We start from the raw sequence: 26,218 nt of genomic DNA, 5'->3' as shown, positions 1-26,218 counted from the left end.
GGTTGTGCAAACCGCGGTTTTCCTGCCGTTCCTGCCACTGTATGCAAAGCGCGCGGGACCTCGGCGAAGTTCCCGCGAGGCGTACGCCGACAGCGGATCCCGCAATCCGCTGCGGCGTGCCCCACCGCGGCTCGCGGCCCGGGCAGGGGCCGCTTCCTGAGGTGCGCGAGGCCGTGCACACCGGGTCGTGGCACGGGTTGTCGGTGCCGCGGTCCACAATGGTCGGCGTCAGATCAGTCAATCGCTTCAGCAAGGAGCCGGCAGCGATGGCCCGCCGCAGCACGAAGACCCCGCCGCCAGACGACTCGTACGAGGAGAGAATCCTCGACATCGACGTCGTGGACGAGATGCGTGGCTCCTACCTCGAGTACGCGTACTCGGTCATCTATTCGCGCGCCCTGCCGGACGCCCGCGACGGCCTCAAGCCGGTGCACCGCCGGATCGTGTACCAGATGAACGAAATGGGCCTGCGCCCCGACCGCGCCTATGTGAAGTGCGCGCGTGTCGTCGGCGAGGTCATGGGCAAGCTGCATCCGCACGGCGACGCGTCGATCTACGACGCGCTGGTGCGCATGGCCCAGCCGTTCTCCATGCGCATGCCGCTCGTCGACGGCCACGGCAACTTCGGCTCACTGGGCAACGACGACCCGCCGGCCGCCATGCGGTACACCGAGTGCCGGCAGGCCGAGGCGACGAGCCTGATGACCGAGTCGATCGACGAGGACACGGTCGACTTCACGCCCAACTACGACGGCCAGGAGCAGGAGCCGGTGGCCCTGCCGGCCGCCTTCCCGAACCTGCTGGTCAACGGCTCCTCGGGCATCGCGGTCGGCATGGCGACGAACATGCCGCCGCACAACCTCGGCGAGGTGATCGCGGCCGCCCGCCACCTGATCCGGTACCCGAACGCCGACCTGGAAGCGCTGATGAGGCACGTCCCGGGCCCCGACCTGCCCACGGGCGGCCGGATCGTCGGCCTGGACGGCGTCCGGGACGCGTACGCGACTGGCCGCGGCACCTTCAGGATCCGTGCCACGGTGTCGGTGGAGACGGTGACGGCCCGCCGCAAGGGCCTGGTCATCACCGAACTGCCCTTCACGGTCGGCCCCGAGAAGGTCATCGCCAAGATCAAGGACCTGGTCAACGCGAAGAAGATCCAGGGCATCGCCGACGTCAAGGACCTCACCGACCGCGAGCACGGCCTGCGCCTGGTCATCGAGATCAAGAACGGCTTCGTGCCGGAGGCGGTCCTGGAGCAGCTGTACAAGCTGACCCCGATGGAGGAGTCCTTCGGCATCAACAACGTGGCGCTGGTGGACGGCCAGCCGCTCACGCTGGGCCTGAAGGAGCTGCTGGAGGTCTACCTCGACCACCGCTTCGACGTGGTCCGGCGCCGCAGCGAGTTCCGCCGTACCAAGCGCCGCGACCGGCTGCACCTGGTCGAGGGCCTGCTGACCGCGCTGGTCGACATCGACGAGGTCATCCGGCTGATCCGCTCCAGCGACAACTCCGCGCAGGCCAAGGAGCGCCTGATGGAGCGCTTCTCGCTGAGCGAGATCCAGACCCAGTACATCCTCGACACGCCGCTGCGCCGGCTCACCAAGTACGACCGCATCGAGCTGGAGGCGGAGAAGGAGAAGCTCACCGCGGAGATCGCGGAGCTGACCCGGATCCTGGAGTCCGACGCGGAGCTGCGCAAGCTGGTCTCGGCCGAACTGGCCGCAGTGGCGAAGAAGTTCGGCACCGACCGGCGTACGGTCCTGCTGGAGTCCGCGGGCGCCCAGGTGGCGGCCGTGCCGCTGCAGGTGGCCGACGACCCGTGCCGGGTGCTGATGTCCTCGACCGGCCTGCTCGCCCGTACGGCGACCGACGAGCCGTTCCCGGAGGAGGAGGCCGAGGCCAAGCGCGTCAAGCACGACGTGATCGTCTCGGCGGTCCAGGCGACCGCGCGCGGCGAGGTCGGAGCGGTGACCTCGGCGGGCCGGCTGCTGCGGATCAACGTCGTCGACCTGCCCCAGCTGCCGCCGACGGCGACCGCGCCGAACCTCTCCGGGGGCGCCCCGCTCGCGGAGTTCGTCTCCCTGGAGGACGACGAGACGGTGGTCTGCCTGACCACGCTGGACGAGTCGTCACCGGGTCTGGCGCTCGGCACCGAGCAGGGTGTGGTCAAGCGCGTGGTGCCCGACTACCCCTCCAACAAGGAGGAGCTGGAGGTCATCACCCTCAAGGAGGGCGACCGGATCGTCGGCGCGGTGGAGCTGCGCACCGGCGAGGAGGACCTCGTCTTCATCACCGACGACGCACAGCTGCTGCGCTTCCAGGCCTCCATCGTGCGCCCGCAGGGCCGTCCGGCGGGCGGTATGGCGGGCATCAAGCTCACCGACGGCGCAAAGGTGATCTCCTTCACGGCGGTCGATCCGGCCGCCGACGCGGTGGTGTTCACGGTGGCGGGCTCGCGCGGCACGCTGGACGACTCGGTGCAGACGACGGCGAAGTTGACCCCGTTCGACCAGTACCCGCGCAAGGGCCGGGCCACGGGCGGCGTGCGCTGCCAGCGGTTCCTCAAGGGCGAGGACTGCCTGTCGCTGGGCTGGGCAGGGCCCGTTCCCGCGCGCGCGGCCCAGAAGACCGGCACCCCGGCCGAGCTGCCGGAGCTGGACCCGCGCCGCGACGGCTCGGGCACGTCGCTGCCGAAGACGGTGGCGGTGGTCGCGGGGCCGGTGTTCTAGGCCCCGTACGGCGGCTCGTTCGACGTCTCGTACGCCGCCGCGTACGCCGCCGCGTACGTCGCCGCGTACGTCGCCTCGTACGACTCCGGGCCGGGCTCCTCCTCGGAGCCCTGGACGTACCGCAGGACGCCCCACATGCCGTGCTCGTCGGCGTGTGGGGCGTCGTTCTCGCACGCCTGAAGCTCCTTGCCGAGGGCCTCGGTGTCGATGCCGGAGCCGATCAGCACGAGCTGGGTGAGCCGGGCCCCGTCCGCGCCCCAGGGCTCGGGGTAGAAGCGCAGGAACCGGCCGACGGCGTGCACGGCGTACCGGTTGCGGGTGTCGTACGGCCCGAAGTCGACGTACCCCTTGATCCGGTACAGCCCCTCGGGACGGCCGTCGAGGAACCGCATGAGCGCGCGGGGGTCCATGGGCACGCCGGAGGTGAAGGGCAGGCTGTCGTAGCCGCTGTGCAGATGGCCGGCGTGGGCGTCGTCCTCGGTGTGCTCGTGGAGGTCGTCGAAGGACAACTGCCCGATGCGTTCCTCGCCGGGCCTGCAGTCGAAGAGGAACTCCGGGTCGATACGGCCGTAGGTGGCGGGTACGACGGCGGCGCGGTCCGCGAGGGTCCGCACGAGGCCGAGCACCCGCTCACCGTCTTCGGCCCGGTCGAGCTTGTTGACCACCACGAGGTCGGCGAGGGCGAGGTGCCGGTCGAGTTCGGGGTGCCGGGCCCGGGTGTCGTCGAACTCGGCGGCGTCCACGACCTCGACGAGGCCGCCGTAGACGACTCTCGGGTGCTCGCTGGCCAGCACCATCCGCACGAGTTCCTGCGGCTCGGCGAGTCCGCTGGCCTCGATGACGATCACGTCGATACCGGTGCCGGGGTCGGCGAGCCGGTCGAGGTAGAGATCGAGTTCGCTCGCGTCGACGGCGCAGCACAGACAGCCGTTGCCGAGCGAGACGGTCGAGTCGCCGAGGGCGCCGGCCACGGCCATCGCGTCGATCTCGATGGCCCCGAAGTCGTTGACGATCGCCCCGATCCGGCTCCCGCCGCTGCGGTGCAGGAGGTGGTTGAGGAGCGTGGTCTTTCCCGAGCCCAGGAAACCGGCGAGCACGACGACCGGGATCTGCTGCGGGGTGTTGCTGTTGCCCAACGGGCGCCCTCTCTCACGTGGACCGGCTGCCGGACCAGGATAAGAGCCGGGTGCCCCGGAGCGGACTCACGGCTGCGCCGGCACCGCCACCGGCGGCTCCGGGCCGACATAGCGGGCCACCGGGCGGATGATCTTCGAATCCGCCGCCTGTTCCAGGATGTTGGCGCTCCAGCCCACCACCCTGGCCGCGGCGAAGGTGGGCGTGAACATCTCCCGGGGCAGGCCGCACAGTTCCATGACCACGCCGGCGTAGAACTCGACGTTGGTGTGGAGTTCGCGGCCGGGCTTCAGCTCGGCGAGGATCGCCTCGACCCGGCGCTCGACCGCCACCGCGAAGTCGACACGCGGACCGCCGAAACTCTGGGCGACCTCCCGCAGCATCCGCGAACGTGGGTCCTCCGTACGGTAGATGGCGTGCCCGAATCCCATGATCCGGTCGCCGCCGAGCACCCGCTCCCGGATCCAGGCGTCGATCCGGTCGGGGGTGCCGATGGCGTCGAGGGTGTCCAGGGCCCGGCTGGGCGCACCGCCGTGCAGCGGCCCGGACAGTGCGCCCACCGCTCCCGTCAGGCAGGCCGCCACGTCGGCGCCCGTGGAGGCGATCACCCGGGCCGTGAAGGTTGACGCATTGAATCCATGGTCAATGGTTGAGATGAGATATTGCTCGACCGCACGGGCCCGCCGCGGCTCGGGCTCCTCGCCCGTGAGCATGTACAGGTAGTTGGCCGCGTAAGCGAGGTCCTTGCGCGGCTCCACCGGCTCGAGGCCCTGACCGAGCCGGTACAGCGCGGTGAGCAGCGTGGGTACGGCCGCGCAGGCGGCCAGGGTGTCGGCTCGGCGCCGGTCCGCGTCGATGTCGTACACCGGCCGCATGCCCCGTGACGCGCCCAGCAGCGACAACGCCGTACGCAGCCCGGAGAGCGGGCCGGAGGCGCGGCTCGCTGCGGCGATCGCGGGCAGCGCGGCGCGGACCTCCTCGGGCAGCCGGCGCAGCGCGGCGGTCTCGGCCGCGAAGGCGGCGCCGCGCTCGGCGTCCGGGAGCGTGCCGTGGACCAGGAGATGCCAGACGTCCTCGAAGCCGCGGGTTCGCGCGAGTTCGACGGCCGAGTACTGGCGGTAGTGGTAGAAGCCCTCCCGGCCCCGGACGTCACCGATCTCGGTCTCGGTGACGACGACGCCCGCGAGGCCGCGCGGTGCGTCGACGAGCGGGGTGGCGTTCCTGTTGATGGACATGGTTCTCCTCCCTGGACTTGATCCGACTGTCCATGCTTGACTGATTTCTTGTCAATATTGACTGAATCAATGCATGGCAATCAAGATATACAGAGGCGGCTACGGTGACCCCCATGCGCGATCACGAACCCGCTCCCCACCGCCCCGGGCGAAGGCTGACCACCAGGGAGACCGCCGAACTGCTCGGCGTGAAGCCCGAGACGGTCTACGCGTACGTGAGCCGCGGACTGCTCAGCAGCAGACGCGAACCCGGTGGCCGGGCCAGCACCTTCGAGGCGAAGGAGGTCGAGGCCCTCGCGCGGCGCAACCGGCGCGAAGCCGCCGCCGGCCCCGCCGCCGGCACGGACCTCTCGGTCCGGACCCGCATCACGCTGATCGAGCAGGACCGGTACTTCTTCCGTGGCGTGGACGCGGTCGAGCTGGCCACCCGTCACTCCTACGAGGAGGTCGCGGAGTGGCTGTGGACGGCCCGGCTGACCCCGGGGGTCACCTTCTCCGCTCCCGCCCCCACCGTCGGGGTCGCCTGCCGCGCGGTGAAGGCCCTGTCCGAGCACGCCTCCCCCATGGACCGGCTCCGGGTGGCGGCGATCGCCGCGGCGGCGGAGGACCCGCTGCGCTTCGACCTGTCCGACGAGGCAGTGCTGAACACCGCGCGGATCCTCATCCCCACGCTTGTCGCCGCACTGCCGCCGGTCCGGCACGACCACAAGGACGACGGCCCGCTGGCCCACCGCCTGTGGGGCCGGCTGAGCGGCCGCCCCGCCGACGCGGCCTCCCTGCGTGTCCTGGACACCGCGCTCGCCCTGCTCGCCGACCACGACCTGGCCGCCTCCACGCTCGCCGTCCGGGTTGCCGCCTCGGCCCGGGCACACGCCTACGCGGCCGTCTCGGCCGGGCTCGGCGTCCTGGAGGGCCCACTGCACGGCGCTGCGAGCGGCAACGCCCATCGCATGCTGCTGGACGTCCTCGACCAGGGCACGGCCGTCCCGGTGATCGCCGACGAACTGCGCGCAGGCCGCCGTATCCCCGGTCTCGGCCACCGGCTGTACGCCGGCGAGGATCCTCGCGCGCGCGTGCTGTTCGGCCTCCTGGAACAGGTGCCGGGCGCCGAGTCCGCCCTGCTCGCGGCCCGGGACATCGTCGCCACGACCGCCCGGCACACCCCGCTGCACGCCAACGTCGACCTGGCCCTGGCGGTGTTCACGGCGTCCAGCGGCATGCCCGCAACGGCCGGCGAGACGATCTTCGCGGTCGCCCGGACGGCAGGCTGGATCGCCCACGCGCTGGAGGAGTACGGCGAGCGCCCGCTGCGCATGCGCCCCGTGGGGAACTACGTCGGACCACGACCGCCGCAGCCCCTGCCGGAGTAGGACGCGGCAACGGCCGGAAGTCGCCCCGCGCAGAGTCAGGTTAGGCTCACCTCTGTGAGTAGGTGCGCGACCGTCTCCCGGAGCCTTGACGAGCCCGTTTCCGGCACGGCGGCCACGGCGACGACGTGGCTGCTGCTGGAACAGCCCGGTCCGTGGGGTGTCCACGCGCTCACTTCGAGCCACCTGGACCCCACGCTGGGCCGTGCCCTGGAGCGGGCCGCCGAGGGAACGGGCGTACGCGTCGCCCTCATCCGGCGTCCCGGGCGCCATGCCGACCCCGGCACGCCGCCACTCCGGCAGGTGTACGCGGCCCACACCGTTCCCGGAAATGTGTGGCTGCATGCCGCCACCGTCCGCAATCCGAACCGACTCCTCGACCTCGACCTCGCCGCCCTCGGCGCGGGCGACCACCGCTCCTTCGGTGCCGCGCTCGACGGCCGACCGCACACGGGCGGCCCGCTCGCGCTCGTGTGCACCAACGGCAAGCGCGACCGCTGCTGCGCCCTGCTGGGCCGTCCGCTCGCCGGCGAGCTGGACGCCTCGGGGGTGCGCGGGGTCTGGGAGGTCACCCATCTGGGTGGACATCGCTTCTCGCCGACGGTGCTCGTCCTGCCGTACGGCTACGCCTATGGCCGCGCCGAGGCGCACACCGTCGAGAAGGCCCTGCACGGCGCCCAGGAGGGGCGTGTGGTGGTCGAGGGGTGCCGGGGGTGTTCCGCCTGGGAGCGGCCCGGACAGGCGGCCGAGCTGGCCGTCCGGTCGGCAGTGGGCGAGGACCGGGCGGGTGTGCTGAGCGTCGTACGGACCGACGGCGCGGCCCCGCACTGGGAGATCACCGTCGCGCACGCCGACGGACGCCTGTGGCGGGTGACGGTGGCGCAGGCCGCGGGACTGCCGCCACGCCCGGAGAGCTGTGGCGCGGCCGTACTGGGCACGCCCGCGCGGATGGATGTGACGGCCGTGCGCGAACTGAGGCCGACCGCGCTGGCGAGCTGATCCACCGCGTCGTTCAAGAATTGGTCAAGAGATGACCATCACATCCCCTGGGGCACACCCGGACTTCCCACGTACCGTCATGCCATGAGTCCCCCTCTCCCCGCACGCCGTCTGCGCCTCGGCATGCCCCGGCGGGTGTTCTCACAGGTGCTGCTGATGCAGGTGACCATCGCCGCGGGAGTGGCGGTACTGGCGACCGGGCTCTTCCTGGCCCCGCTGAGCAAGCAGCTGGACCACGAGGCGATGCGCCGCGCGCTGGCCATCGCCCAGACCACGGCCCAGGACCCGCAGATCGCCGAGGGCGTCCTGGCCACCTCGCCGACCAGCGACGGCCCCGTGCAGAGGGAGGCCGAGCGGATCCGGCGGGCCACCCACGCCGAGTACATCGTGGTGATGGACACCCGCTGGGTGCGCTGGTCGCATCCGACGGCCTCCGAGATCGGCCGCCGCGTCTCGACGGACCCGACCGACGCCCTGGCCGGCAAGAACGTCATGGAGATCGACAAGGGCACGCTGGGGCGCTCGGCCCGCGGCAAGGTACCGCTGTACGACGCCGGGCACCGCATCGTCGGGGCGGTTTCGGTCGGCATCGCCTACGACAGCGTGCGCGCGCGGCTGATCAGCGCGATCCCGGGGCTGTTCGCGTACGCCGGCGGGGCACTCGCGGTGGGCGCACTGGCCGCCTGGCTGATCTCCCGCCGGGTCCAGAGGCAGACCCGGGACCTGGCCTTCTCCGACATCTCGGCGCTGCTCGCGGAGCGCGAGGCGATGCTGCACGGCATCCGGGAAGGCGTGGTCGCCCTCGACCACGCGGGCCGTGTCCGCCTGCTCAACGACGAGGCACGGCGGCTGCTGGGCATCGGTGACGAAGCGGTCGGCCGAACCCCCGACGAGGCGCTCGGCGAGGGTCGTACGACCGACGTCCTGGCCGGCCGGGTCACCGGCACCGATCTGCTCACCGTGCGCGGACAGCGTGTACTGGTCGCCAACCGCATGCCCACCGGCGACGGCGGCGCCGTCGCCACCCTGCGCGACCGCACCGAACTGGAGCAGTTGGGGCGCGAACTCGACTCCACGCGCGGGCTGATCGACGCCCTGCGTGCCCAGGACCACGAGCACGCCAACCGCATGCACACCCTCCTCGGGCTGCTGGAGCTGGAGATGTACGACGACGCCGTGGAGTTCGTCGGCGAGGTGGTCGGCGACCACCGGGTCACCGCCGAGCAGGTCACCGAGAAGATCCAGGACCCGCTGCTGGCCGCGCTGCTGGTCGGCAAGGCGACGGTGGCGGCCGAGCGCGCAGTCGCCCTGTGGGTCTCGGAACGCACCCGGCTGCCGGACCGGCTGATCGATCCGCGGGGCCTGGTCACGGTCGTGGGGAACCTGGTGGACAACGCCCTCGACGCGGTCGCGGGCACGCTCCACGCGCGCGTGGAAGTCGAATTGCGCAGCGAGGGCCGCACCGTCGTGCTGGGGGTGCGCGACACCGGCCCCGGGATCCCCGTGGACCAGCGGGAGTTGGTCTTCACGGAGGGCTGGTCCACCAAAGAGCCACCCGCCCACGGCAAGCGGGGCATCGGGCTCTCGCTGGTGCGCCGGCTGGCCGAACGGCAGGGCGGCAGCGCGACGGTGGGAGCCGCGGACGGCGGCGGCGCGCAGTTCACCGTGGTGCTGCCCGAGGCACTCACCGAGCCGGAGCTGGAGCCCGCGGTGTTCGACGAGTCCCCCGGGTCGACCGCCGCCCCCAATGAGGAGGCACGATGATCGAGGTCCTGGTCGTGGACGACGACACCCGCGTCGCCCGGGTCAACGCCGCCTATGTCGAGAAGGTCCCGGGGTTCCATGTGGCCGGCGAGGCGCACAGTGCGGCCCAGGCACTGCACCAGGTGGCGACGCTGCCTCGGCTGGACCTGGTCCTCCTGGATCACTACCTGCCGGACGACACCGGTCTCGCGGTCGTCCGGGAGATACGACGGCGCGGCCACCAGACCGACGTGATCATGGTGACGGCGGCACGGGACGTGTCGACCGTGCAGGCGGCGATGCGGCACGGGGCGCTGCAGTACCTGGTGAAGCCCTTCGCCTTCGCCGGTCTGCGGGCCAAGCTGGAGGCGTACGCCGAGCTGCGGCGCACCCTGGACGGCGGCGGCGAGGCCGAACAGGCGGAGGTGGACCGCATCTTCGGGGCCCTGTCCGCGCCGTCGGAGCCCGGCCTGCCCAAGGGGCACTCCCCCACGACGGCCGAGCTGGTCCGCCAGGCGCTGATGAACGCCCAGGGTCCGCTGTCGGCTCAGGAGATCGCCGAGCGGACGGGAGTGAGCCGGCAGACCGCCCAGCGCTATCTCAAGCTCCTGGAGCGCACGGGACGGGCCCATCTGACCCTCAGGTACGGCGACGCGGGCCGCCCGGAACACCGTTACGTGTGGGCGACCCGCATCTGAACGGACAGGTCCTGTGCGCTATTTGGCGGCCTCGACGAACTCGGTGGTGTACGTCCTGCCCAGGTCGACCTCGGCGTTCTTGATGTCGGGGTGGAACGACTTGAGTACCTTCTCCACGGTCTCGGGGCCGCCCTGGGGCATCATGCCGTCGTCGGTGAACATCGGCAGGGTGCTCTTGACGGCCTGCGCGTAGAGCGTCTTGTTGCCCTGGGAGTAGTCGGCGGGCATCTTGGCGGCGATCTCGTCGGCACTGTGCGTGGACATCCACTTGAGTGTCTTGACGAATGCATTGACCAGCTTCTGGACAGTGTCCTTGTGTCCGTTCACCCAGTCCGTCTTCATGTACATACTTGACGACGGGTACGGGCCGCCCAGCGCCTCCCGCGAGCCCTCGGGGGTGCGCATGTCGAGGAGGACCTTGCCCGCCTTCTTGTCCAGGATCGTCGCGACGGTCGGGTCGGTGGTCATGCCGCCGTCGATCGCACCGTTCTGGAGGGCCGCGATGAAGGTCGGCCCGGCGCCGACGGAGACCGGCGTGAACTCGCTGACGTTGACGCCGTTCTTGACCGCCAGGTACTTGGTGAGGAAGTCGGTGGAAGAACCGAGGCTGGTCACGCCCAGCTTGCGGCCCTTGAAGTCCTTGGGCGACGTGAGGCCGCCCGCCGCCTTGTCCGAGACGACCTCGACCTCGCCGGGGGCTCGGGAGAACTGCACGACCGACTCCACCGACTTGCCCTTCACCTGGAGGTCGAGGGTGTGGTCGTAGAAGCCGACCGCCCCCTGCACCTGGCCGGAGACGAGCGCGGTCTCGGCCTGGACCCCGGCGGGCTCACTGAGCAGCTGGACGTTCAGTCCCTCGGCCCGGAAGTAGCCGAGGCGCTGGGTGAGCATCGCAGGCAGATAGATGACCTTGTCCAGGCCACCGACCATGATCTTGACGGACTCGCCCTTGCCGCCCCCGCCGCTGCCGGTGTCGGCTGTGGAGCCGGCCGCGTCGTTGGCGCAGGCGGTGAGCGAGGACAGGGCGAGCAGGCCGGCGGCGGCCAGGGAGGCGTGTCTGGCGGTCTTGCGCATGGCGGTTCACGTCCTTGTGAGAGGGCGGTGCGGGAAAGGCGTGGGGGGCTGGTCCGCGGTGGGGTCGGTCAGTCGTCGGAACCGGCGGGCTTCCAGCGGAAGATGCGGCGCTCGGCGAAGGTCAGCAGTCCCTCCGCGACGAGGGCGACTACGGCGAGGATGACCATCGCGGCATAGACGCCGGCCGCGTTGAAGGTGTTCTGCGACTGCGAGACGAGCAGGCCGATGCCCTTGGTCGCGCCGATGTACTCGCCGACGATGGCGCCGATGAGCGCGAAGCCGAAACTGACGTGGAGGCTGGTGAAGATCCACGAGGTCGCCGACGGGATGACCACCTGGAGAGTCACCCGGCGGTCGCTGGCGCCCAGGATGCGGGCGTTGGCCACCAGGTTGCGGTCCACCTCGCGGGCGCCCTGGAAGGCGTTGAAGAACACCGGGAAGAAGACGAGCACCACGGCAGAGGCGATCTTGGAGGAGGGGCCGAGCCCGAACCAGATCAGGAAGATGGGCGCAAGGACGATCCTGGGGATGGAGTTGAGCACCTTGATGTATGGGCCAAGGACCTCGGCGAGCAATCTGATCCGGCCGAGCGCAATACCGAGCAGGACACCGGCGATCACACCGAGGACCCAGCCGAGCAGTGCCTCGTAGAGCGTGTACCAGATCTGCTCACCCAGGGAGCCGAGCGCGGTGCCGTGCGTCACCCACGTCCAGATCTGGTCCCAGATCTTCGTAGGCATGGAGAAGTTGAACGGGTCGATGACCTTCGCCCGGGACAGTCCCTCCCACAGACCGAGGACGGCCACGAGCACCACCCCGCGCGCGGCGTTGACGAGGAGCCTGCGGCGGCGCGCGGCCCGGGCGCGGGACCGCGCACGATCGGAGACCTTGCCGGTGTCGATCACCGGGGTGCTGAGAACCTCAGGCGACATGGGCCGCACCCCTTTCACGGGTGATGCGGACCTCTTCGCCGAGCGACTCCCAGATCTCGCGGTATATCTCGATGAACCGCGGCTCGAGGCGCACCGATTCGACCTTGCGCGGTCGCGGCAGGTCGATGTCGAAGACCTGCTTCACGGTCGCGGGTCCGGCGGTCATCACGACGACCCTGTCGGCGAGCGCGATGGACTCCTCGAGGTCGTGGGTGACGAAGACGACCGAAGCGCCCGTGCCCTCCCACAGTTCCAGCAACTCGTCGGACATCAGCGCCCTGGTCTGCACGTCGAGCGCGGAGAACGGCTCGTCCATCAGGAGGATCTCGGGGTCGTTGACGAAGGTGGCGGCGAGGGCGACGCGCTTGCGCTGTCCGCCGGAGAGCTGGTGCGGATAACGGTCCTCGAAACCGGCGAGTCCGACCCGGGCCAGCCAGTCCCGCGCCTTCTCCTTGGCCTCCGCCTTGGGCAGGCCACGAAAGCGCGGGCCGGCCATCACGTTGGACAGCACCGTCCGCCAGGGGAACGTGGCGTCCTGCTGGAAGACGAAGCCGACCTTGTCGCCGACGCCGCCGACCGGACTCCCGGCCACCAGCACCTCGCCCTCGGTGGGCTCCTCCAGACCGCTGACCAGTGTCAGCGTGGTGGACTTGCCACAGCCGGTCGGTCCCACGACAGCCACGAACTCGCCGCGCCCGACGGTGAGGTCCAGGCCGCGCACGGCCGTATGCAGTCCCCCTGACGGGGTTCTGAAGGTCTTGCTCGCGCCCCGCAGCTCGATGGCGGGGCTGGTGTGTGCGCTCATGGCCCGGGACGGTAGGTGTCGCCCCGGCCACAGCAGGAGTCTTGTGACCACAAGCCGTTCTTTTGCTCGCAAGAGCCTGTTGTGCTCATTTTGCCCGCGCTACAACTGCGGAGCCGAAACACGGGCTTGACGCCCGTCGGCCTTGAAGGAGAGGCCTGATGATTGACGTCCTGGTCGTGGACGACGACTTCCGCGTCGCAGAGATAAACGCCAAGTACGTGGGAAAGGTTCCCGGTTTCCGGGTGGCCGCCCGCGCACACAGCACCGCCCAGGCCTTGGCCACCGTCGAACGCGGCACCGTCGACCTGGTCCTGCTCGACCACTATCTGCCCGACGGGACCGGCCTCGACCTCGTCCACCGTATGCGGGAACAGGGCCACAGCACGGACGTCATCATGATCACGGCGGCCAGTGAGGTGACGACCGTCCAGCAGGCGATGCGCCTGGGCGCCCTGCACTATTTGGTCAAGCCGTTCACCTTCGCCGCCCTGCGGACCCGCCTCGAGTCCTACGCCGCCCTGCGGCGCACGGTCGACCGCGTCGGCGGCCGGGGACTGACGGGCCAGGAGCAGGTGGACCGTATCTTCGGGGCACTGCGGACGGCTCCCGCGCCCTCGGCGCCCGGCCTGCCGAGCGGTCACTCCGAGCCCACGACGGACCTGATCTGCGGCGTCCTGCACCGCGCCGACCAGCCGCTGTCGGCCCACGAGGTGGCCGTGCGGACCGGCCTGAGCCGCTCCACGGCCCAGCGCTACCTCCGCCATCTGGAACAGGTCGGCCGACTGCGGCTCTCCCTCAAGTACGGCGACACCGGGCGGCCGGAGCACCGGTACGCCTGGGTTGCGCCTTAGGTCCTGTCGGCAAATTCCCACCGTCCGCCCGTAGGGCGGGCCTCGCGGCGTCAGGTGCGTGCTCTCGGCGTGCCGGGCCTTGGCCCGCGTACGGGACGTACTCGGGCCGGGGCCGGGGCCGGTGCGGCGAGTGAGGGTGCCCCCGCCGGGGGAGCGTGCAGGCGTCGCGGGGCAGGTGGGAGTCTGACGACAGACCCAGGCGAGCAGACCTTGGCCCGCGCCCTTGCTACACGGCTCCCGCTCCGGTCAGTGACCGCACCTCGGTCTCGGCGAACTTGGCCTCGTCGGCGACCTCGTCGGAGGTGACCGTGCCCAGCCAGCCGGCCAGGAAGCCGAGCGGGATGGAGACGATGCCCGGGTTCTGCAGCGGAAAGTACTGGAAGTCGGCGCCCGGGAACAGCGAGCCCGGGCTGCCGGAGACCACCGGGGACAGCGCCACGAGGCCGAGCGCCGGAATCAGCCCGCCGTACACGGCCCACACGGCACCGCGGGTGGTGAAGCCGCGCCAGAACAGCGAGTACAGCAACACGGGCAGGTTCGCCGACGCGGCGACCGCGAAGGCCAGGCCGACGAGATAGGCGATGTTCAGGTCGCGGGCCAGCAGGCCGATCGCGATCGCCACGACGCCGATGCCGAGCGCCGCGAAGCGTGCCACCGCGACCTCGCTGCGCGCCTTGCCGTGCGGCCGCCGCAGCGATGCGTACAGGTCGTGCGCCACCGACGCCGACGATGCAAGCGTGAGACCGGCGACCACGGCGAGGATCGTGGCGAAGGCGACGGCGGCGACGATCGCGAAGAGAACCGTTCCACCAGTGGAGCCCGCGCCGCCGCCCAGGTCGAGGGCGAGCAGCGGCACAGCCGTGTTCCCGGCCGCGTTCGAGGCGCGCACCGCGTTCGTCCCGACCACCGCCGCCGCCCCCAGGCCGAGGACGATCGTCATCAGGTAGAAGCCGCCGATCAGTCCGATGGACCACACCGCGGAGCGGCGTGCGGCCCGCGCGGTGGGCACGGTGTAGAAGCGCGACAGGATGTGCGGCAGTCCCGCCGTACCCAGCACCAGGGCGAGGCCCAGGCTGATGAAGTCGAGACGGGCGGTCCAGTTCCCCCCGTACTTGAGGCCCGGCGCCAGGAACGCCCTGCCGTGACCGCTGCGTTCCGCCGCCGCGAGCAACAGCCGGTCGAAATCGCCGTGGAAGCGCAGCAGGACAAGCACGGTCAGCGCGACCGTCCCGCTCAGCAGCAGCACCGCCTTGACGATCTGAATCCAGGTGGTGGCCCGCATCCCGCCCAATGACACATAGATCACCATGAGGGCACCGACCCCGATGACCGTCCAGGCCTGGGCCGCCTCGCTCGTCCGCCCCAGCAGCAGCGCCACCAGACTGCCGGCGCCGACCATTTGCGCCACCAGATACAGAACGGACACCGTGACCGAGGAAGTTCCCACCGCGATCCGCACCGGCCGCTCGCTCATTCGCGCCGCCACCACGTCGGCCAGGGTGAACCGCCCGCAGTTGCGCACCAGTTCGGCCACGAGGAACAGCACCACCAGCCACGCCACCAGGAAGCCCACGACGTACAGCAGCCCGTCGTAGCCATAGAGCGCGATGAGCCCGGTGACCCCGAGGAAGGAGGCCGCCGACATGTAGTCACCAGCGATGGCGAAACCATTTTCCATCGGGGAGAACAGTCTGCCGCCCGCGTAGAACTCCTCCGCCGAACCGCGCCGCCGACGGCTCACCCACGTCGTGATCCCGAGGGTGACGGCCACGAAACCGCTGAACAGGAACAGCGCCAGCGTCTGATGCTCACCGGTCACAAGGCGCCTCCCTGCGCTCCGCGAGCCAGCTCCTGGGTGTCCCAGCGCAGCTCCAGCGCCGCGCGGTCCCGGCGCAGCCGCGCGTGCCTGGCGTAGGCCCACGTGAGCAGGAACGTGCTGAGGAACTGGCCGAGCCCGGCCAGCATGCCCACGTTCACCGCTCCCGCCACGGGCCGGGCCATAAGTCCTGGCGCCGTCGTGGCAGCGATCACATATCCCACGTACCAGGAGAGGAAGACGGCGACTCCAGGGACGACGAACCGCCGGTACCTGCTGCGCACCTCCTGGAAGGCCTCGCTGCGCTGCACCTCGACGTACACGTCGCGTGCACGGGCCCCCGGTCCGCTCCGCTCCTCGCGAGCGGACGGCACCACCGGCACCGGCATGCCGACGCCGTCCCGCTCACCCCAGCCGGAGGCCGGCGCGTCGTACCAGGGATCCTCGTACGTCACATCGTGCGCGGGCGCACCGTGATCTTCCCGGTTCCCGGCCGAACTGTCGGGATCGTCCCCCGCTCCGCGGGCACGACCGTTGCTTGACTGCATGCCCAAGGATGGACAGAACGGGAAGATCCCTGACTCTTCTTCTCCCGGCTCTTCACCCCATCAGGTGACTCACTGCGCGGGCGGTCTCACCAGCCCCTTGCTGTAGGCGTAACGCACCGCCTGCGCCCGGTCCTTGAGACCCGTTTTGGAGAAGAGATTGTTGATGTGTGTCTTCACCGTCGCGGTCGACACATGCAGGCTGCGGGCGATCTCCTGGTTGCTGAGCCCCTCGGCGATCAACCGCAGAACCTCGGTCTCGCGCGCGGTCAGCCCGTCGGGCGGAGTCTCGGCGGCCGGCTCCGGTCTGGGCTCGGGCTGCGACAGCCGCTCCAGCAACCGGCGCTGGACACTCGGCGACAGCCCCGCGTCCCCCGAGAGCACGCTCTCCACCGCACGCACGATCTCGTCGCCGCCCGCGTCCTTGGTCAGATAGCCCCGGGCGCCGGCCCGCAGCGCGGGGAACAGCGACTCGTCGTCCGCGTACGTCGTGAGCACCACGACCTGGGTGCCGGGATACTGCGCCCGGATCCTCCTAGTGGCCTCGACTCCGTCGCAGCGGGGCATCCTGAGATCCATCAGGACAACGTCCGGGGCGAGTTCCGCGACCAGTTGCACCGCTTCCTCTCCGTCTCCCGCCGCACCGACGACCTCCACTCCGGGCAACAGGCCGAGCAGCATCACGATGCCTTCCCGCACCACGGTCTGGTCATCGGCGACCACCACCCGCGCGGGCTTCTTCTCCTCCTCCGCCTCGGTCATACCGGCACCTTCAGCGTCACCACGAACCCCTCCTCGCCCGGCCCCGCCTCCAGCGAGCCGCCCAGCAGCTCGGCCCGCTCGCGCATACCCAGCAGACCGTACCCGCCTCCGGACCCCGTGAGTTCGCCCGGCAGTCCACCCGAGTCCCGTACGTTCAGCGTCACTTCGTGGTCGCTGTAGTCGAGACCCACCTGTACTTTGGCGCCTTGGGCGTGTTTGCGGACGTTGGTGAGTGCCTCCTGCGCAACCCGGCGCACGGCCTGGGAGGCCTCGGCCGACAGGGGCCTGCGTTCACCCGTGACGGTGACCTCGGCACCGTCGGTTCCGCTGAGGAGTTCACTCAGGAAGTCCTCCAGCGGGGTCAGCTCACCCCGCAGCGCGGACAGCGCCTGCCGGGTCTCCGCCAGCCCGTCGCGGGCCATGCCCCGCGCGGCCACCACCCGCTCCAGGATCCGTTCACGCTCGGCGCCGTTCTCGATCAGCAGCCGGGCGGCCTCCAGGTGCACCAGCTGCGCCGAGAGGCTGTGGGCCAGCACGTCGTGGATCTCGCGGGCGATCCGGGCCCGCTCTGCCAGCGCGGCGGACTCGGCCTCGGCGGCTCTGGCCGCACGCTCCTGGGCAAGGAGCCGCTGCGCGCTCCCCCGGGCTTCCGCGTCCAGCCGCAGGACGTATCCGGCGAGGGCCATGCCCGCCACCGTGGCGGCCGTGGTGAGCCACACGTCGCTGTTGAACGCGGAGAATGAGGCCAGTGCCACGGATGTCACGGGTACGGCCGCGGCAAGCGGCAGCCGCTCCAGGGCGCTGATTCCGCATCCGCACCAGATCACCAGGGCCGGTCCTGTGAACCCCGTGGCCTCAGCGGCTACCGCGATGCCCAGGAGCACGCTGATGAGCGTGAGCGAGGACACCAGCCGGTGCTGGTAGGTGGTCCGGAAGAAGGCCCAGGAGACGACAGCGGCGAGGAGCACCCCCACTGCCGCGAGGAGCCCTCCCTCGATGCCCACGCGGTTCTTGCTGAACGCACCCCACAGGAGCATCGCGAGCACGACCAGCCTCACGGCCCAGGCGAGCATGCGTCGAGGCCGGCTGATTCCCTCGCGGGTGAGCGCCTCTCTCGACGGCCAGCGGGTCCAGAGGTTTTCCGTCACACGCGCTCCTTCCGAGCCGACCGCATGCCGTCACCGTACGCCGGGGCAGGACGGTTCGCGGTGCCGAGAGACTGGGCCCGCCAGACGAGGATGCCGCCGCGGACCAGCAGGGTGCCAGCGAAGCCGAGCATGAGGGCAGCGCTGTCCTGGTGCAGGCCGAGCCCGCGTCCAAGAGCGAAGAGCCCGATCCGCAGGGCTATGCCCACGACCCATACGGCGCCGCTCGCCTTGGTGCTCTTGGTCCACACAACACCGTCCTGAGCCGTCCAGATGCGGGTCGTCCAGGCCCAGCCGGCACCCATGGCAAGACCGATGAGCAGCTCCACCACGAGCAGTACGGCGGACTCGGCGCGGTGGTGGGCGTCGAGAATGCCGGGCTCGCGCAGCGCGACAACAGCAAGGATCACGGGCAGCAGCCACCAGCGCCGGTCAGTGTTGATCGCGCGGGCACGGAACTGCCGCGCTATCACTATGGCGGCGACGGCCACGATCACCAGCGCGTTGACGAGCCCGGACATCAGAGCCTCCGTGAGCGAGAAGAGCGAGAAGGTGGTGCCGGAGCAGGCGCTGCCGACACTTCGAAGCTACGGAAATTCCCAGGTCCGGAGATCGGAGCGGAGGTGGATCACGGGTGGAAACCTCGAGCTGCTCGTCTCCACCCACGGGTGTAGACGCCGGGCGCGGGGACGCGGGGGCCTGAGGCCATGGGGGCGCGGGAGGGGCGCCGGACCACAGTGGGACGCTCAGCGAGTCCGGGCCCAGGCCCAGTCGCGGGCCCGGGCCCGAGCCGCAAGCGCGGGCGCGGGCGCGGGGCGAAAAGCCAAACCCTGCTCGGAGCGGCAGAGGTCGCTGGGAGCGGCGACGGACACGCCTGGACGGCGACGACCTGCCTGAACGACGACCTGTCGTAGGCGTAGGACGCCGAGCAGCCGAGCGCTGCGGCTGCGATCGGCTGGGGTGGCGATCGGCTGAGGCCGGTCAGACGGCCGACCACCTCAGGAAACCAACACCCCCAGTCTCCCTGCCTGGGCTGGCGTAACGCCGACCAGCCGGGGCGGGTGCAGCAACGGCCGGTTCAGGGCAGCTGAGGTCCTGGCCTACCCGGACACTCCGACGCCCACCGGTGACCGGCGCAACGGCAGCCACGCAGACGTGCACCGCCCTCGTCACCGTCCGCCCGGATGGGCTGCGGATCGCCCCCGCCGGCCTGGTCAGGCGCCCTACGACCACGGTCGGTCAAGGTCCGTACCCGGCGACCACCATCGGCCTGGGTCCCCGTCCCCTCGCCCCTGTCGGACCCGGTCCGCACCGATGCCGCTGCCGGCCCGAACGCGCATCCCATCGCGACCGTACCGCACTCGCGCCGAACCGAGCCCGGCGCGCTGGGCCGGCCGTCGCCCCGCCGACCGAACCAAGTCTGCCGGGCCCGGCGCACCCCTTCCCGCGGGCAAACCCGGCCAGCCGCGACCGGGGCGAACCGCCGGCCGGCCGAAGCCCGCCGCAGCGGCTACGCGTCGATGCGCGACCGGTCCAGCGTCGCCGCCGAGCTGGAGATGAACTCCTTACGGGGTGCCACGTCGTTGCCCATCAGCAGGTCGAAGACCTGCTCCGCGGCCTCCAGGTCGGAAAGGTTGATCCGGCGCAGGGTGCGGTGACGCGGGTCCATCGTGGTCTCGGCCAGCTGGTCGGCGTCCATCTCACCCAGACCCTTGTAGCGCTGGATGGAGTCCTTGTACCGAATGCCCTTGCTCTGGAACTCCATGAGCTTGTCGCGCAGCTCGCGGTCGGAGTACGTGTAGACGTACTTGTCCTGGCCCTTCCTGGGCTGGACGATCTCTACCCGGTGCAGCGGCGGCACCGCGGCGAAGACCCGGCCGGCCTCGACCATGGGGCGCATGTAGCGCTGGAACAGCGTGAGCAGCAGACAGCGGATGTGGGAGCCGTCGACATCGGCATCGGTCATCATGATGATCTTGCCGTAGCGGGCCTGGTCGATGTCGAAGGTTCGGCCCGAGCCCGCTCCTATGACCTGGATGATCGCGCCGCACTCGGCGTTCTTGAGCATGTCGGTCACCGAGGACCGCTGCACGTTGAGGATCTTGCCGCGGATCGGCAGCAGGGCCTGGAACTCGGAGTTCCGCGCCAGCTTGGCCGTACCCAGCGCGGAGTCGCCCTCGACGATGAACAGCTCGCTGCGGTCGACGTCGTCACTGCGGCAGTCGGCGAGCTTCGCCGGCAGGGACGAGGACTCCAGGGCGGTCTTGCGCCGCTGGGCGTCCTTGTGCTGGCGGGCCGCGACGCGCGTGCGGGCGGCGGCCACGACCTTCTCCATGACGACGCGGGCCTGCGCCGCGGCGTCGCGCTTGGTGGCGGTCAGGAACGCCTTCAGCTCCTTGGCGACCACGTTGTTCACGATGCGGCGCGCCGCCGAAGTACCCAGGACCTCCTTGGTCTGGCCCTCGAACTGCGGCTCGGCCAGGCGCACGGTCACAACGGCGGTGAGCCCCTCCAGGGCGTCGTCCTTGACGATGTTGTCCTCGGCCACCCGCAGCAGCTTCTTGGCTCGCAGCACATCGTTGAACACCGCCGTCACGGACTGCTCGAAGCCGGAGACGTGGGTGCCGCCCTTGGGGGTGGCGATGATGTTGACGAAGGACCGGAGGGTCGTGTCGTACCCCGTGCCCCAGCGCATCGCGATGTCCACGCCCAGTTCACGGGTGACCTCGGTGGGAGTCATCTGCCCGTGCTCGTCCAGGACGGGGACGGTCTCCTTGAAGGTGCCCTTGCCCGAGAAGCGCAGGACGTCGCAGACGGGCTTGTCGCTCGCCAGGTACTCGCAGAACTCACTGATGCCGCCGTCGAAGCGGAAGGACTCCTCACCCTTGCTGCCACCCTCGCCCAGGCCGAGTTCGTCGCGGACGACGATCGTCAGGCCCGGCACCAGGAACGCGGTCTGCCGAGCACGCTGGTGCAGGTTGTCCAGGGAGAGCTTGGCGTCCTTGAGGAAGATCTGCCGGTCGGCCCAGTACCGCACGCGCGTACCGCTGCGGGTCTTGGGGACCTTCTTGGTCTTGCGCAGGCCGCTCTTGGCCTCGAACTTCGCCTCGGCACCATCGGCGGCGAAGGCGCCCGGCACACCCCTCCGGAAGCTGATGGCGTGCGTGTGGCCGCCGCGGTCCACCTCGACGTCGAGACGGGCGGAAAGGGCGTTGACCACGGAGGCACCCACGCCGTGCAGACCACCGGAGGCGGCGTACGAACCGCCGCCGAACTTGCCGCCTGCGTGCAGCTTGGTCATGACGACCTCGACGCCGGACAGGCCGGTCCTGGGCTCGACGTCCACGGGGATGCCCCGGCCGTTGTCGCGCACCTCCACGGAGCCGTCGTCGTGGAGGATCACCTCGATGTGGTCGCAGACACCCGCAAGGGCCTCGTCCACGGAGTTGTCGATGATCTCCCAGAGGCAGTGCATCAGACCACGGCTGTCGGTCGAGCCGATGTACATGCCCGGGCGCTTGCGCACGGCCTCGAGGCCCTCGAGGACGAGCAGGTGCCGCGCGGTGTAGTTGGAACCGTCCCGGTCTGCTCCTGCCAGCAGCGCTGTGGACGGCACGGACGTATCGGCGGTCACGCGGTTCGCTCCTCGCTGAATTTCAGTTGACCCCTGTTGGGTAAGGGGGCGGCTTCGGTCGCCGCTCAGAGGGTACCGAGGCCTGGTAGAGCCGGTGTAACGCCACCCTCGTCACAAACTCAGACTAGTCCAGGTTCGCATGCATGTTCGATCCCTCGATGGAGTGAAGCACACATCACGTTCCATTGGAGGCATGAACCATTTAGGCTCCGGGCACGTCCTCATGAACAACCGGCAACCCGGCCGGGAGGACCTAGACACAACACTGCGCGAAACCGTAAGCACACAAAACACGCACTACGGCACATTCGCCGCCAACCGGCAGCAAACAGCCGCCCCGGAAGATTTTTCGAGGAAAAGCCACGAGCGGGAACGTTTTCGGGCTGGTTGGATGTTGACCCTGGTACGACAGCTCGTCGAGCTAGAGAAGAGGCGACGTGACTACTGTTCTGACCCCCGCGAGCCCCCTGACGGCCGCCGATCGCTGCGACCGCTGCGGCGCCCAGGCATACCTGCGCGTCGTCCTGCTTAGCGGCGGAGAACTGCTCTTCTGCGCCCACCACGGTCGCAAGTTCGAGCCGGAACTCAAGAAGATCGCCGCTGAAATACAGGACGAGACGGAGCGGCTGACGTCCGTTCCCAACACCACTTCCGACGAAGAACGCTGAATCTCGCACACACGACGAGCCAGCCCCGGCACAGGCCGGTGTACGGGCGGCCGCTCCCGGTTCGGGAGCGGCCGCCCGTACGCGTACCCGCTGTCAGGCCCTCAGTGGGTCCCGTGGGAGCGCTTCTGGCCGCCCGGGGCCGCATCCAGCGTGCGCACGATCTCGGAGACGCGCGTGTAGACCCCTGGGTTCCCGGCCCTGCCGCAGCCGCCTCCCCATGACACGAGCCCGATCAGCCGCCCCGCTGCCACCAGCGGGCCACCACTGTCACCCTGGCACGCGTCCGGGCCGCCGGCCGCCTCTCCGGCACAGAGCATGCTGCCCGCCCGGTAGGTGCCGTCGGGACCGCCCGGGTAGGCGCGTGCGCACAGGTCGTCCGGCAGCACGCGCACGTGTGCGGCGTGCAGACGACGCGTATAGGCACCGTCTCCGGTCGTGTCACCCCATCCCGAGACCAGGGCCTGGGTGCCCGGCGTGTAGGCCGGGTCGCCCGCGTCAGCCATGGCGACGACCGCGCTCCGCGGCAGCGGCTCGGCGAGCGTGAGAACGGCGAAGTCGCCGGCGTTGGTCCCGCTGTCGTACCCCGGGTTGATCCGGACGTCCCGTACGGCGACCTCCTCGCCCCGGTCCGCCAGCAGGTCCGTACGGCCCGCGATGACCCTGAAGTCGCGCACCCGGTTGGGTGGAGACCCGAGGACGTCCTCGGCCAGGCAGTGGGCCGCGGTGAGGACGGTGGTCCGCGCGATCGCCACACCGCCGCAGAACTGCCCCGCCCGCGTACCCCCGAACCGGTCACGGCTCGACAGCGCGACCGTCCACGGAGCCTGTGAGACGTCTATCGGAAACCCCCCGACCACCACGCTGTCGGCGGCCACGGGGGCCGTGCTGGCCAGGGGTATGGCGGACGTGGCGGCCGCCAGGACCAGCGGCCGGATCAGCGCCCGGGCAACGGAACGGAGCATGGCGGATCCTCACTCTCGGGTGGTGCCGGAGAACCCAGAGTGATCCACCTTGCGGCTGCGCGCAGCCCGAAGGCCCGGCTCCCGCGCGGGGAACCGGGCCTTTCGGTGTCGTACGGATGCGACCTAGTCGAGGTAGTCGCGCAGCACCTGCGAACGCGACGGGTGGCGCAGCTTCGACATGGTCTTGGACTCGATCTGGCGGATGCGCTCACGCGTCACGCCGTACACCTTGCCGATCTCGTCGAGGGTCTTCGGCTGACCGTCGGTGAGGCCGAACCGCATGGAGACGACGCCGGCCTCGCGCTCGGACAGGGTGTCCAGAACGGAGTGCAGCTGCTCCTGCAGGAGCGTGAAGCTGACGGCGTCGGCGGGGACGACGGCCTCGGAGTCCTCGATGAGGTCACCGAACTCGCTGTCGCCGTCCTCGCCCAGCGGGGTGTGCAGCGAGATGGGCTCGCGGCCGTACTTCTGGACCTCGATGACCTTCTCCGGGGTCATGTCGAGCTCCTTGGCCAGCTCCTCCGGGGTGGGCTCGCGGCCCAGGTCCTGGAGCATCTGGCGCTGCACGCGCGCGAGTTTGTTGATGACCTCGACCATGTGCACCGGGATACGGATGGTGCGGGCCTGGTCGGCCATGGCGCGAGTGATGGCCTGACGGATCCACCAGGTGGCGTACGTGGAGAACTTGTAGCCCTTGGTGTAGTCGAACTTCTCGACGGCGCGGATCAGACCGAGGTTGCCCTCCTGGATGAGGTCCAGGAAGAGCATGCCGCGGCCGGTGTAGCGCTTGGCCAGGGAGACCACCAGACGGAGGTTGGCCTCCAGGAGGTGGTTCTTGGCGCGGCGACCGTCCTCGGCGATGATCTCCAGCTCGCGCTTGAGCTTCGGCGCGAGCTTGTCGGCGTTGGCCAGCTTGTCCTCGGCGAACAGACCCGCCTCGATGCGCTTGGCCAGCTCGACCTCCTGCTCGGCGTTGAGCAGGGGAACCTTGCCGATCTGCTTCAGGTAGTCCTTGACCGGGTCGGCAGTGGCGCCGGCCGCAGCGACCTGCTGCGCGGGCGCGTCGTCCTCGTCCTCGTCGGACAGGACGAAGCCGGCGCTCTCGGCACCCTCGGGCTCGTCGGCGACCTTGGTGTCCTCGAGAACCTCGTCCTCGAGAAGCTCGACGTCGTCCTTCTTGGCCGTGGTCTTCTTGGCGGCCGCCTTCTTCGCGACGGCCTTCTTGGCGACCGCCTTCTTGGCAGTCGTCTTCTTGGCGGCGACCTTCTTGGCGGGTGCGGCTTCCTCTGCGGAATCGGCTGCGACCTGGGCAGCAGGCGCCGCGGGGGCGGCCGTGGTGGCGGTGGCCTTCCTGGTCGTCACCGTCTTCGCCGCAACCGTCTTGGTGGCGGTGCGCTTGGCCGGGCTCTTCGCTGCGACGCTCTTGCGGGTGCGCTTGGGCTCTGCGGCACTGACCATCAGCGTCACACCCTCTTCCTCAAGAATCTGGTTGAGGCTGCGCAGTACGTTCTTCCACTGAGTGGCCGGAATCTGGTCAGCTTCGAAGGCCCGACGCACATCGTCGCCGGCGATCTGCCCCTCAGCCTTTCCCCGCTCAATGAGCGCCATGACAGAGACGGACTCGGCGATCTCCGGCGGGAGCGTACGGGATGTGCTGGCCGACACGAACAACCTCTCGGAACGTTGGAAAACGGCTTCCGGCACCGTCCACTGCGGACAGGAGCCGACCACCGGCCTGGGGATGGGCCGACGGCGCGGGCGGGGGCCGGGAAGATGCACAGCGCCTGTCATGGCGTCCGTATTCCTTCCGCGGCTGTCACCTCTTAGGTCATCGCGCTGTTCCCACGAGCGTTACGCCCAATCTGCGTGGCCCGAGTCACACCCCGTAAGCGGTCAAAAACGGTCAGACACGGACAGAGGAGATCACCCATGCCCTCGCCGACAGACGCCAACGAGGCTACGGTGGCCCGTCGCACCGCCGGACCCCGCCGATCCGCACAGGATCCGGCGGGGTCCGGCGGCGGCCGGTACCCGAGCCCGGCGTCGACACGAGAACCACGAGAACCACGCTGACGCCGCACACCGGCGACCCCACCGCCTTCGTCGCTGAGGTCAGTGCTCGCGCGGGGCGGGTACCACGCGTTCGACCTCGGGGTGGACGGTGAGCAGTTGGCGCATGGCCGCCTCCGCCGCCGCCCCGTCGCCGGTGCCGATGGCGTCGACGATGCGTGCGTGCTGCGCGAGGGACGTCTCGTTCGGCCGGTCGCATCCCGTGACCGGGCCGCCCGACACCTGGAGAGCCGCAGAGACAATCCCGGACAGGTGCTCCAGCATGCGGTTGCCGGCGATCTGGATGAGCAGTGCATGGAACTCGTTGTCGGCGCGCGAATAGGTCAGCGCGTCGCCCTGCGCCATGGCGTGGCTCATGATCTCTACCATGTCGGAGAGGCGCTGCTGCACCTCTTCACGGCCATGTCCGGCGGCCAGGCGGGCGGCGAGCGGCTCGATGGTCCAGCGCAGCTCGCTCAGCTCACGACGCTGGTCGTCACGCTGCGGCCCGAAGGCCCGCCACTCGATGATGTCCGGGTCGAGCAGGTTCCAGTCGCTGACGGGACGCACGCGCGTGCCGACGTTCGGGCGGGCGCTGACCAGGCCCTTGGCCTCGAGGACACGAAGGGACTCACGGACGACGGTGCGGGAGACTTCGAAGCGCTGGCCGATCTCCTCGGGCACCAGCGGGCGGTCCGCGCCCAGGTCGCCCGAGACGATCATCTGCCCCAGCTGCTGGACGAGTTGGCCGTGCAGTCCGCGTCCGCGGCTGCCCGCGGCACGCCTGCCGACACGGCCCAGTTCGGGGTCGGCGCTCTCCCAGGAGGGTGCTCCGACCCGATCGGCCACAGGGGCCTCGGAGTAGGGGTAGCGGTCGAGTTCGCCCGGGCCGGCCAGACCGGAGTCTGAGGAGCGGGCGGCGGTCATCATGGTGTGCGCAAGGGTACTCACGGAACCTTTGTCGGCGCCGTCTCCAACTCCCTTGAGGTCTTTGGTGAAAAGCACACGAAAGGGTGATCGCTCACGCCGTCGCAATTGACGCCTTATCGGAAAGAAATGGGCTTTCTACG

General features: G+C 70.2%; 21 protein-coding genes. 7 read left to right on the top strand and 14 right to left on the bottom strand.

All coding sequences use genetic code 11. From position 1 onward, the window contains the following. Positions 1-266 precede the first annotated feature (266 nt). Positions 267-2,729 (top strand): DNA gyrase/topoisomerase IV subunit A, encoded by a 2,463-nt coding sequence (locus tag GQF42_RS31920; protein ID WP_158925653.1) that lies wholly within the window; start codon positions 267-269, stop codon positions 2,727-2,729. Here the strand turns inward: GQF42_RS31920 and GQF42_RS31915 are convergent. Next, entirely contained in the window at positions 2,726-3,865 is a 1,140-nt protein-coding gene (locus GQF42_RS31915; protein WP_158925651.1) for a CobW family GTP-binding protein, read from the bottom strand. The genes GQF42_RS31920 and GQF42_RS31915 overlap by 4 nt on opposite strands. Positions 3,866-3,931: 66 nt before the next feature. After that, on the bottom strand, positions 3,932-5,098 hold the full coding sequence (locus GQF42_RS31910; protein WP_158925649.1) for a citrate synthase/methylcitrate synthase: 1,167 nt from the start codon (positions 5,096-5,098) through the stop codon (positions 3,932-3,934). A gap of 113 nt (positions 5,099-5,211) precedes the next feature. Between GQF42_RS31910 and GQF42_RS31905 the strand changes: the two genes are divergently transcribed. The 4 genes from GQF42_RS31905 to GQF42_RS31890 all read left to right on the top strand — a co-directional run bounded on the left by GQF42_RS31905 (position 5,212) and on the right by GQF42_RS31890 (position 9,905). Beyond that, the gene (locus GQF42_RS31905; RefSeq protein WP_199272868.1) at positions 5,212-6,468 is read left to right on the top strand and encodes a citrate synthase; all 1,257 of its coding nucleotides are present in this window, start codon (positions 5,212-5,214) and stop codon (positions 6,466-6,468) included. Positions 6,469-6,522: 54 nt separating this feature from the next. Further along, entirely contained in the window at positions 6,523-7,464 is a 942-nt protein-coding gene (locus GQF42_RS31900) for a sucrase ferredoxin (RefSeq protein ID WP_158925645.1), read from the top strand. Between the two features lie 84 nt (positions 7,465-7,548). Next, a complete protein-coding gene (locus GQF42_RS31895; protein ID WP_158925643.1) occupies positions 7,549-9,228 on the top strand; it encodes an ATP-binding protein in 1,680 nt (559 codons plus the stop codon). After that, a complete protein-coding gene (locus GQF42_RS31890) occupies positions 9,225-9,905 on the top strand; it encodes a DUF7342 family protein (RefSeq protein ID WP_158925641.1) in 681 nt (226 codons plus the stop codon). Before GQF42_RS31895 ends, GQF42_RS31890 begins: the two co-directional genes overlap by 4 nt. An 18-nt stretch (positions 9,906-9,923) precedes the next feature. Here the strand turns inward: GQF42_RS31890 and GQF42_RS31885 are convergent, their stop codons facing one another. From GQF42_RS31885 to GQF42_RS31875, 3 genes are all read right to left on the bottom strand, one after another. Further along, complete coding sequence (locus GQF42_RS31885) at positions 9,924-10,979, bottom strand: ABC transporter substrate-binding protein (RefSeq protein WP_158925639.1); 1,056 nt, start codon at positions 10,977-10,979, stop codon at positions 9,924-9,926. A gap of 68 nt (positions 10,980-11,047) precedes the next feature. Next, positions 11,048-11,911 (bottom strand): ABC transporter permease, encoded by an 864-nt coding sequence (locus GQF42_RS31880; RefSeq protein ID WP_158925637.1) that lies wholly within the window; start codon positions 11,909-11,911, stop codon positions 11,048-11,050. Further along, entirely contained in the window at positions 11,901-12,716 is an 816-nt protein-coding gene (locus GQF42_RS31875) for an ABC transporter ATP-binding protein (protein WP_158925635.1), read from the bottom strand. Before GQF42_RS31875 ends, GQF42_RS31880 begins: the two co-directional genes overlap by 11 nt. A gap of 158 nt (positions 12,717-12,874) precedes the next feature. Here GQF42_RS31875 and GQF42_RS31870 point away from each other — a divergent pair, with 158 nt between their 5' ends. Then, entirely contained in the window at positions 12,875-13,567 is a 693-nt protein-coding gene (locus GQF42_RS31870) for a response regulator (protein ID WP_158925633.1), read from the top strand. Positions 13,568-13,793: 226 nt separating this feature from the next. Here GQF42_RS31870 and GQF42_RS31865 read toward each other — a convergent pair whose 3' ends face one another. From GQF42_RS31865 to GQF42_RS31840, 6 genes are all read right to left on the bottom strand, one after another. After that, positions 13,794-15,386, bottom strand: a complete 1,593-nt coding sequence (locus GQF42_RS31865; RefSeq protein WP_158925631.1) for a solute symporter family protein — start codon at positions 15,384-15,386, stop codon at positions 13,794-13,796. Beyond that, positions 15,383-15,931, bottom strand: coding sequence for a DUF485 domain-containing protein (locus GQF42_RS31860; protein ID WP_199272867.1), 549 nt, complete (start codon positions 15,929-15,931; stop codon positions 15,383-15,385). The genes GQF42_RS31865 and GQF42_RS31860 overlap by 4 nt, the downstream gene beginning before the upstream one ends. Positions 15,932-16,000: 69 nt before the next feature. Then, positions 16,001-16,690 (bottom strand): response regulator transcription factor, encoded by a 690-nt coding sequence (locus GQF42_RS31855; protein WP_158925629.1) that lies wholly within the window; start codon positions 16,688-16,690, stop codon positions 16,001-16,003. Beyond that, positions 16,687-17,838, bottom strand: coding sequence for a histidine kinase (locus GQF42_RS31850; protein WP_158925627.1), 1,152 nt, complete (start codon positions 17,836-17,838; stop codon positions 16,687-16,689). Before GQF42_RS31850 ends, GQF42_RS31855 begins: the two co-directional genes overlap by 4 nt. Next, positions 17,835-18,356, bottom strand: a complete 522-nt coding sequence (locus GQF42_RS31845) for a CcdC protein domain-containing protein (protein WP_158925625.1) — start codon at positions 18,354-18,356, stop codon at positions 17,835-17,837. Before GQF42_RS31845 ends, GQF42_RS31850 begins: the two co-directional genes overlap by 4 nt. Positions 18,357-19,345: 989 nt before the next feature. Continuing rightward, on the bottom strand, positions 19,346-21,469 hold the full coding sequence (locus GQF42_RS31840; RefSeq protein WP_158925623.1) for a DNA gyrase/topoisomerase IV subunit B: 2,124 nt from the start codon (positions 21,467-21,469) through the stop codon (positions 19,346-19,348). Positions 21,470-21,906: 437 nt separating this feature from the next. Here GQF42_RS31840 and GQF42_RS31835 point away from each other — a divergent pair, with 437 nt between their 5' ends. Then, positions 21,907-22,137 carry a DUF7455 domain-containing protein gene (locus GQF42_RS31835; protein ID WP_158925621.1) on the top strand — a complete coding sequence of 77 codons (231 nt, stop codon included), beginning with the start codon at positions 21,907-21,909 and terminating at the stop codon, positions 22,135-22,137. Between the two features lie 101 nt (positions 22,138-22,238). Here GQF42_RS31835 and GQF42_RS31830 read toward each other — a convergent pair whose 3' ends face one another. The 3 genes from GQF42_RS31830 to GQF42_RS31820 all read right to left on the bottom strand — a co-directional run bounded on the left by GQF42_RS31830 (position 22,239) and on the right by GQF42_RS31820 (position 26,099). Beyond that, positions 22,239-23,099 (bottom strand): S1 family peptidase, encoded by an 861-nt coding sequence (locus GQF42_RS31830; RefSeq protein WP_158925619.1) that lies wholly within the window; start codon positions 23,097-23,099, stop codon positions 22,239-22,241. 123 nt (positions 23,100-23,222) lie between these two features. Next, a complete protein-coding gene (locus tag GQF42_RS31825; RefSeq protein ID WP_158925617.1) occupies positions 23,223-24,764 on the bottom strand; it encodes an RNA polymerase sigma factor in 1,542 nt (513 codons plus the stop codon). A 447-nt stretch (positions 24,765-25,211) separates the two neighbouring features. Further along, positions 25,212-26,099, bottom strand: coding sequence for a FadR/GntR family transcriptional regulator (locus GQF42_RS31820; protein ID WP_158925615.1), 888 nt, complete (start codon positions 26,097-26,099; stop codon positions 25,212-25,214). Between the last annotated feature and the right edge of the window lie 119 nt (positions 26,100-26,218).

Origin of the sequence: Streptomyces broussonetiae (genome assembly GCF_009796285.1) — a bacterium.
Classification (GTDB): domain Bacteria; phylum Actinomycetota; class Actinomycetes; order Streptomycetales; family Streptomycetaceae; genus Streptomyces; species Streptomyces broussonetiae.
The sequence above is the reverse complement of the archived record's forward strand: the minus strand, read 5'-3'. Positions and strand labels throughout refer to the sequence as shown.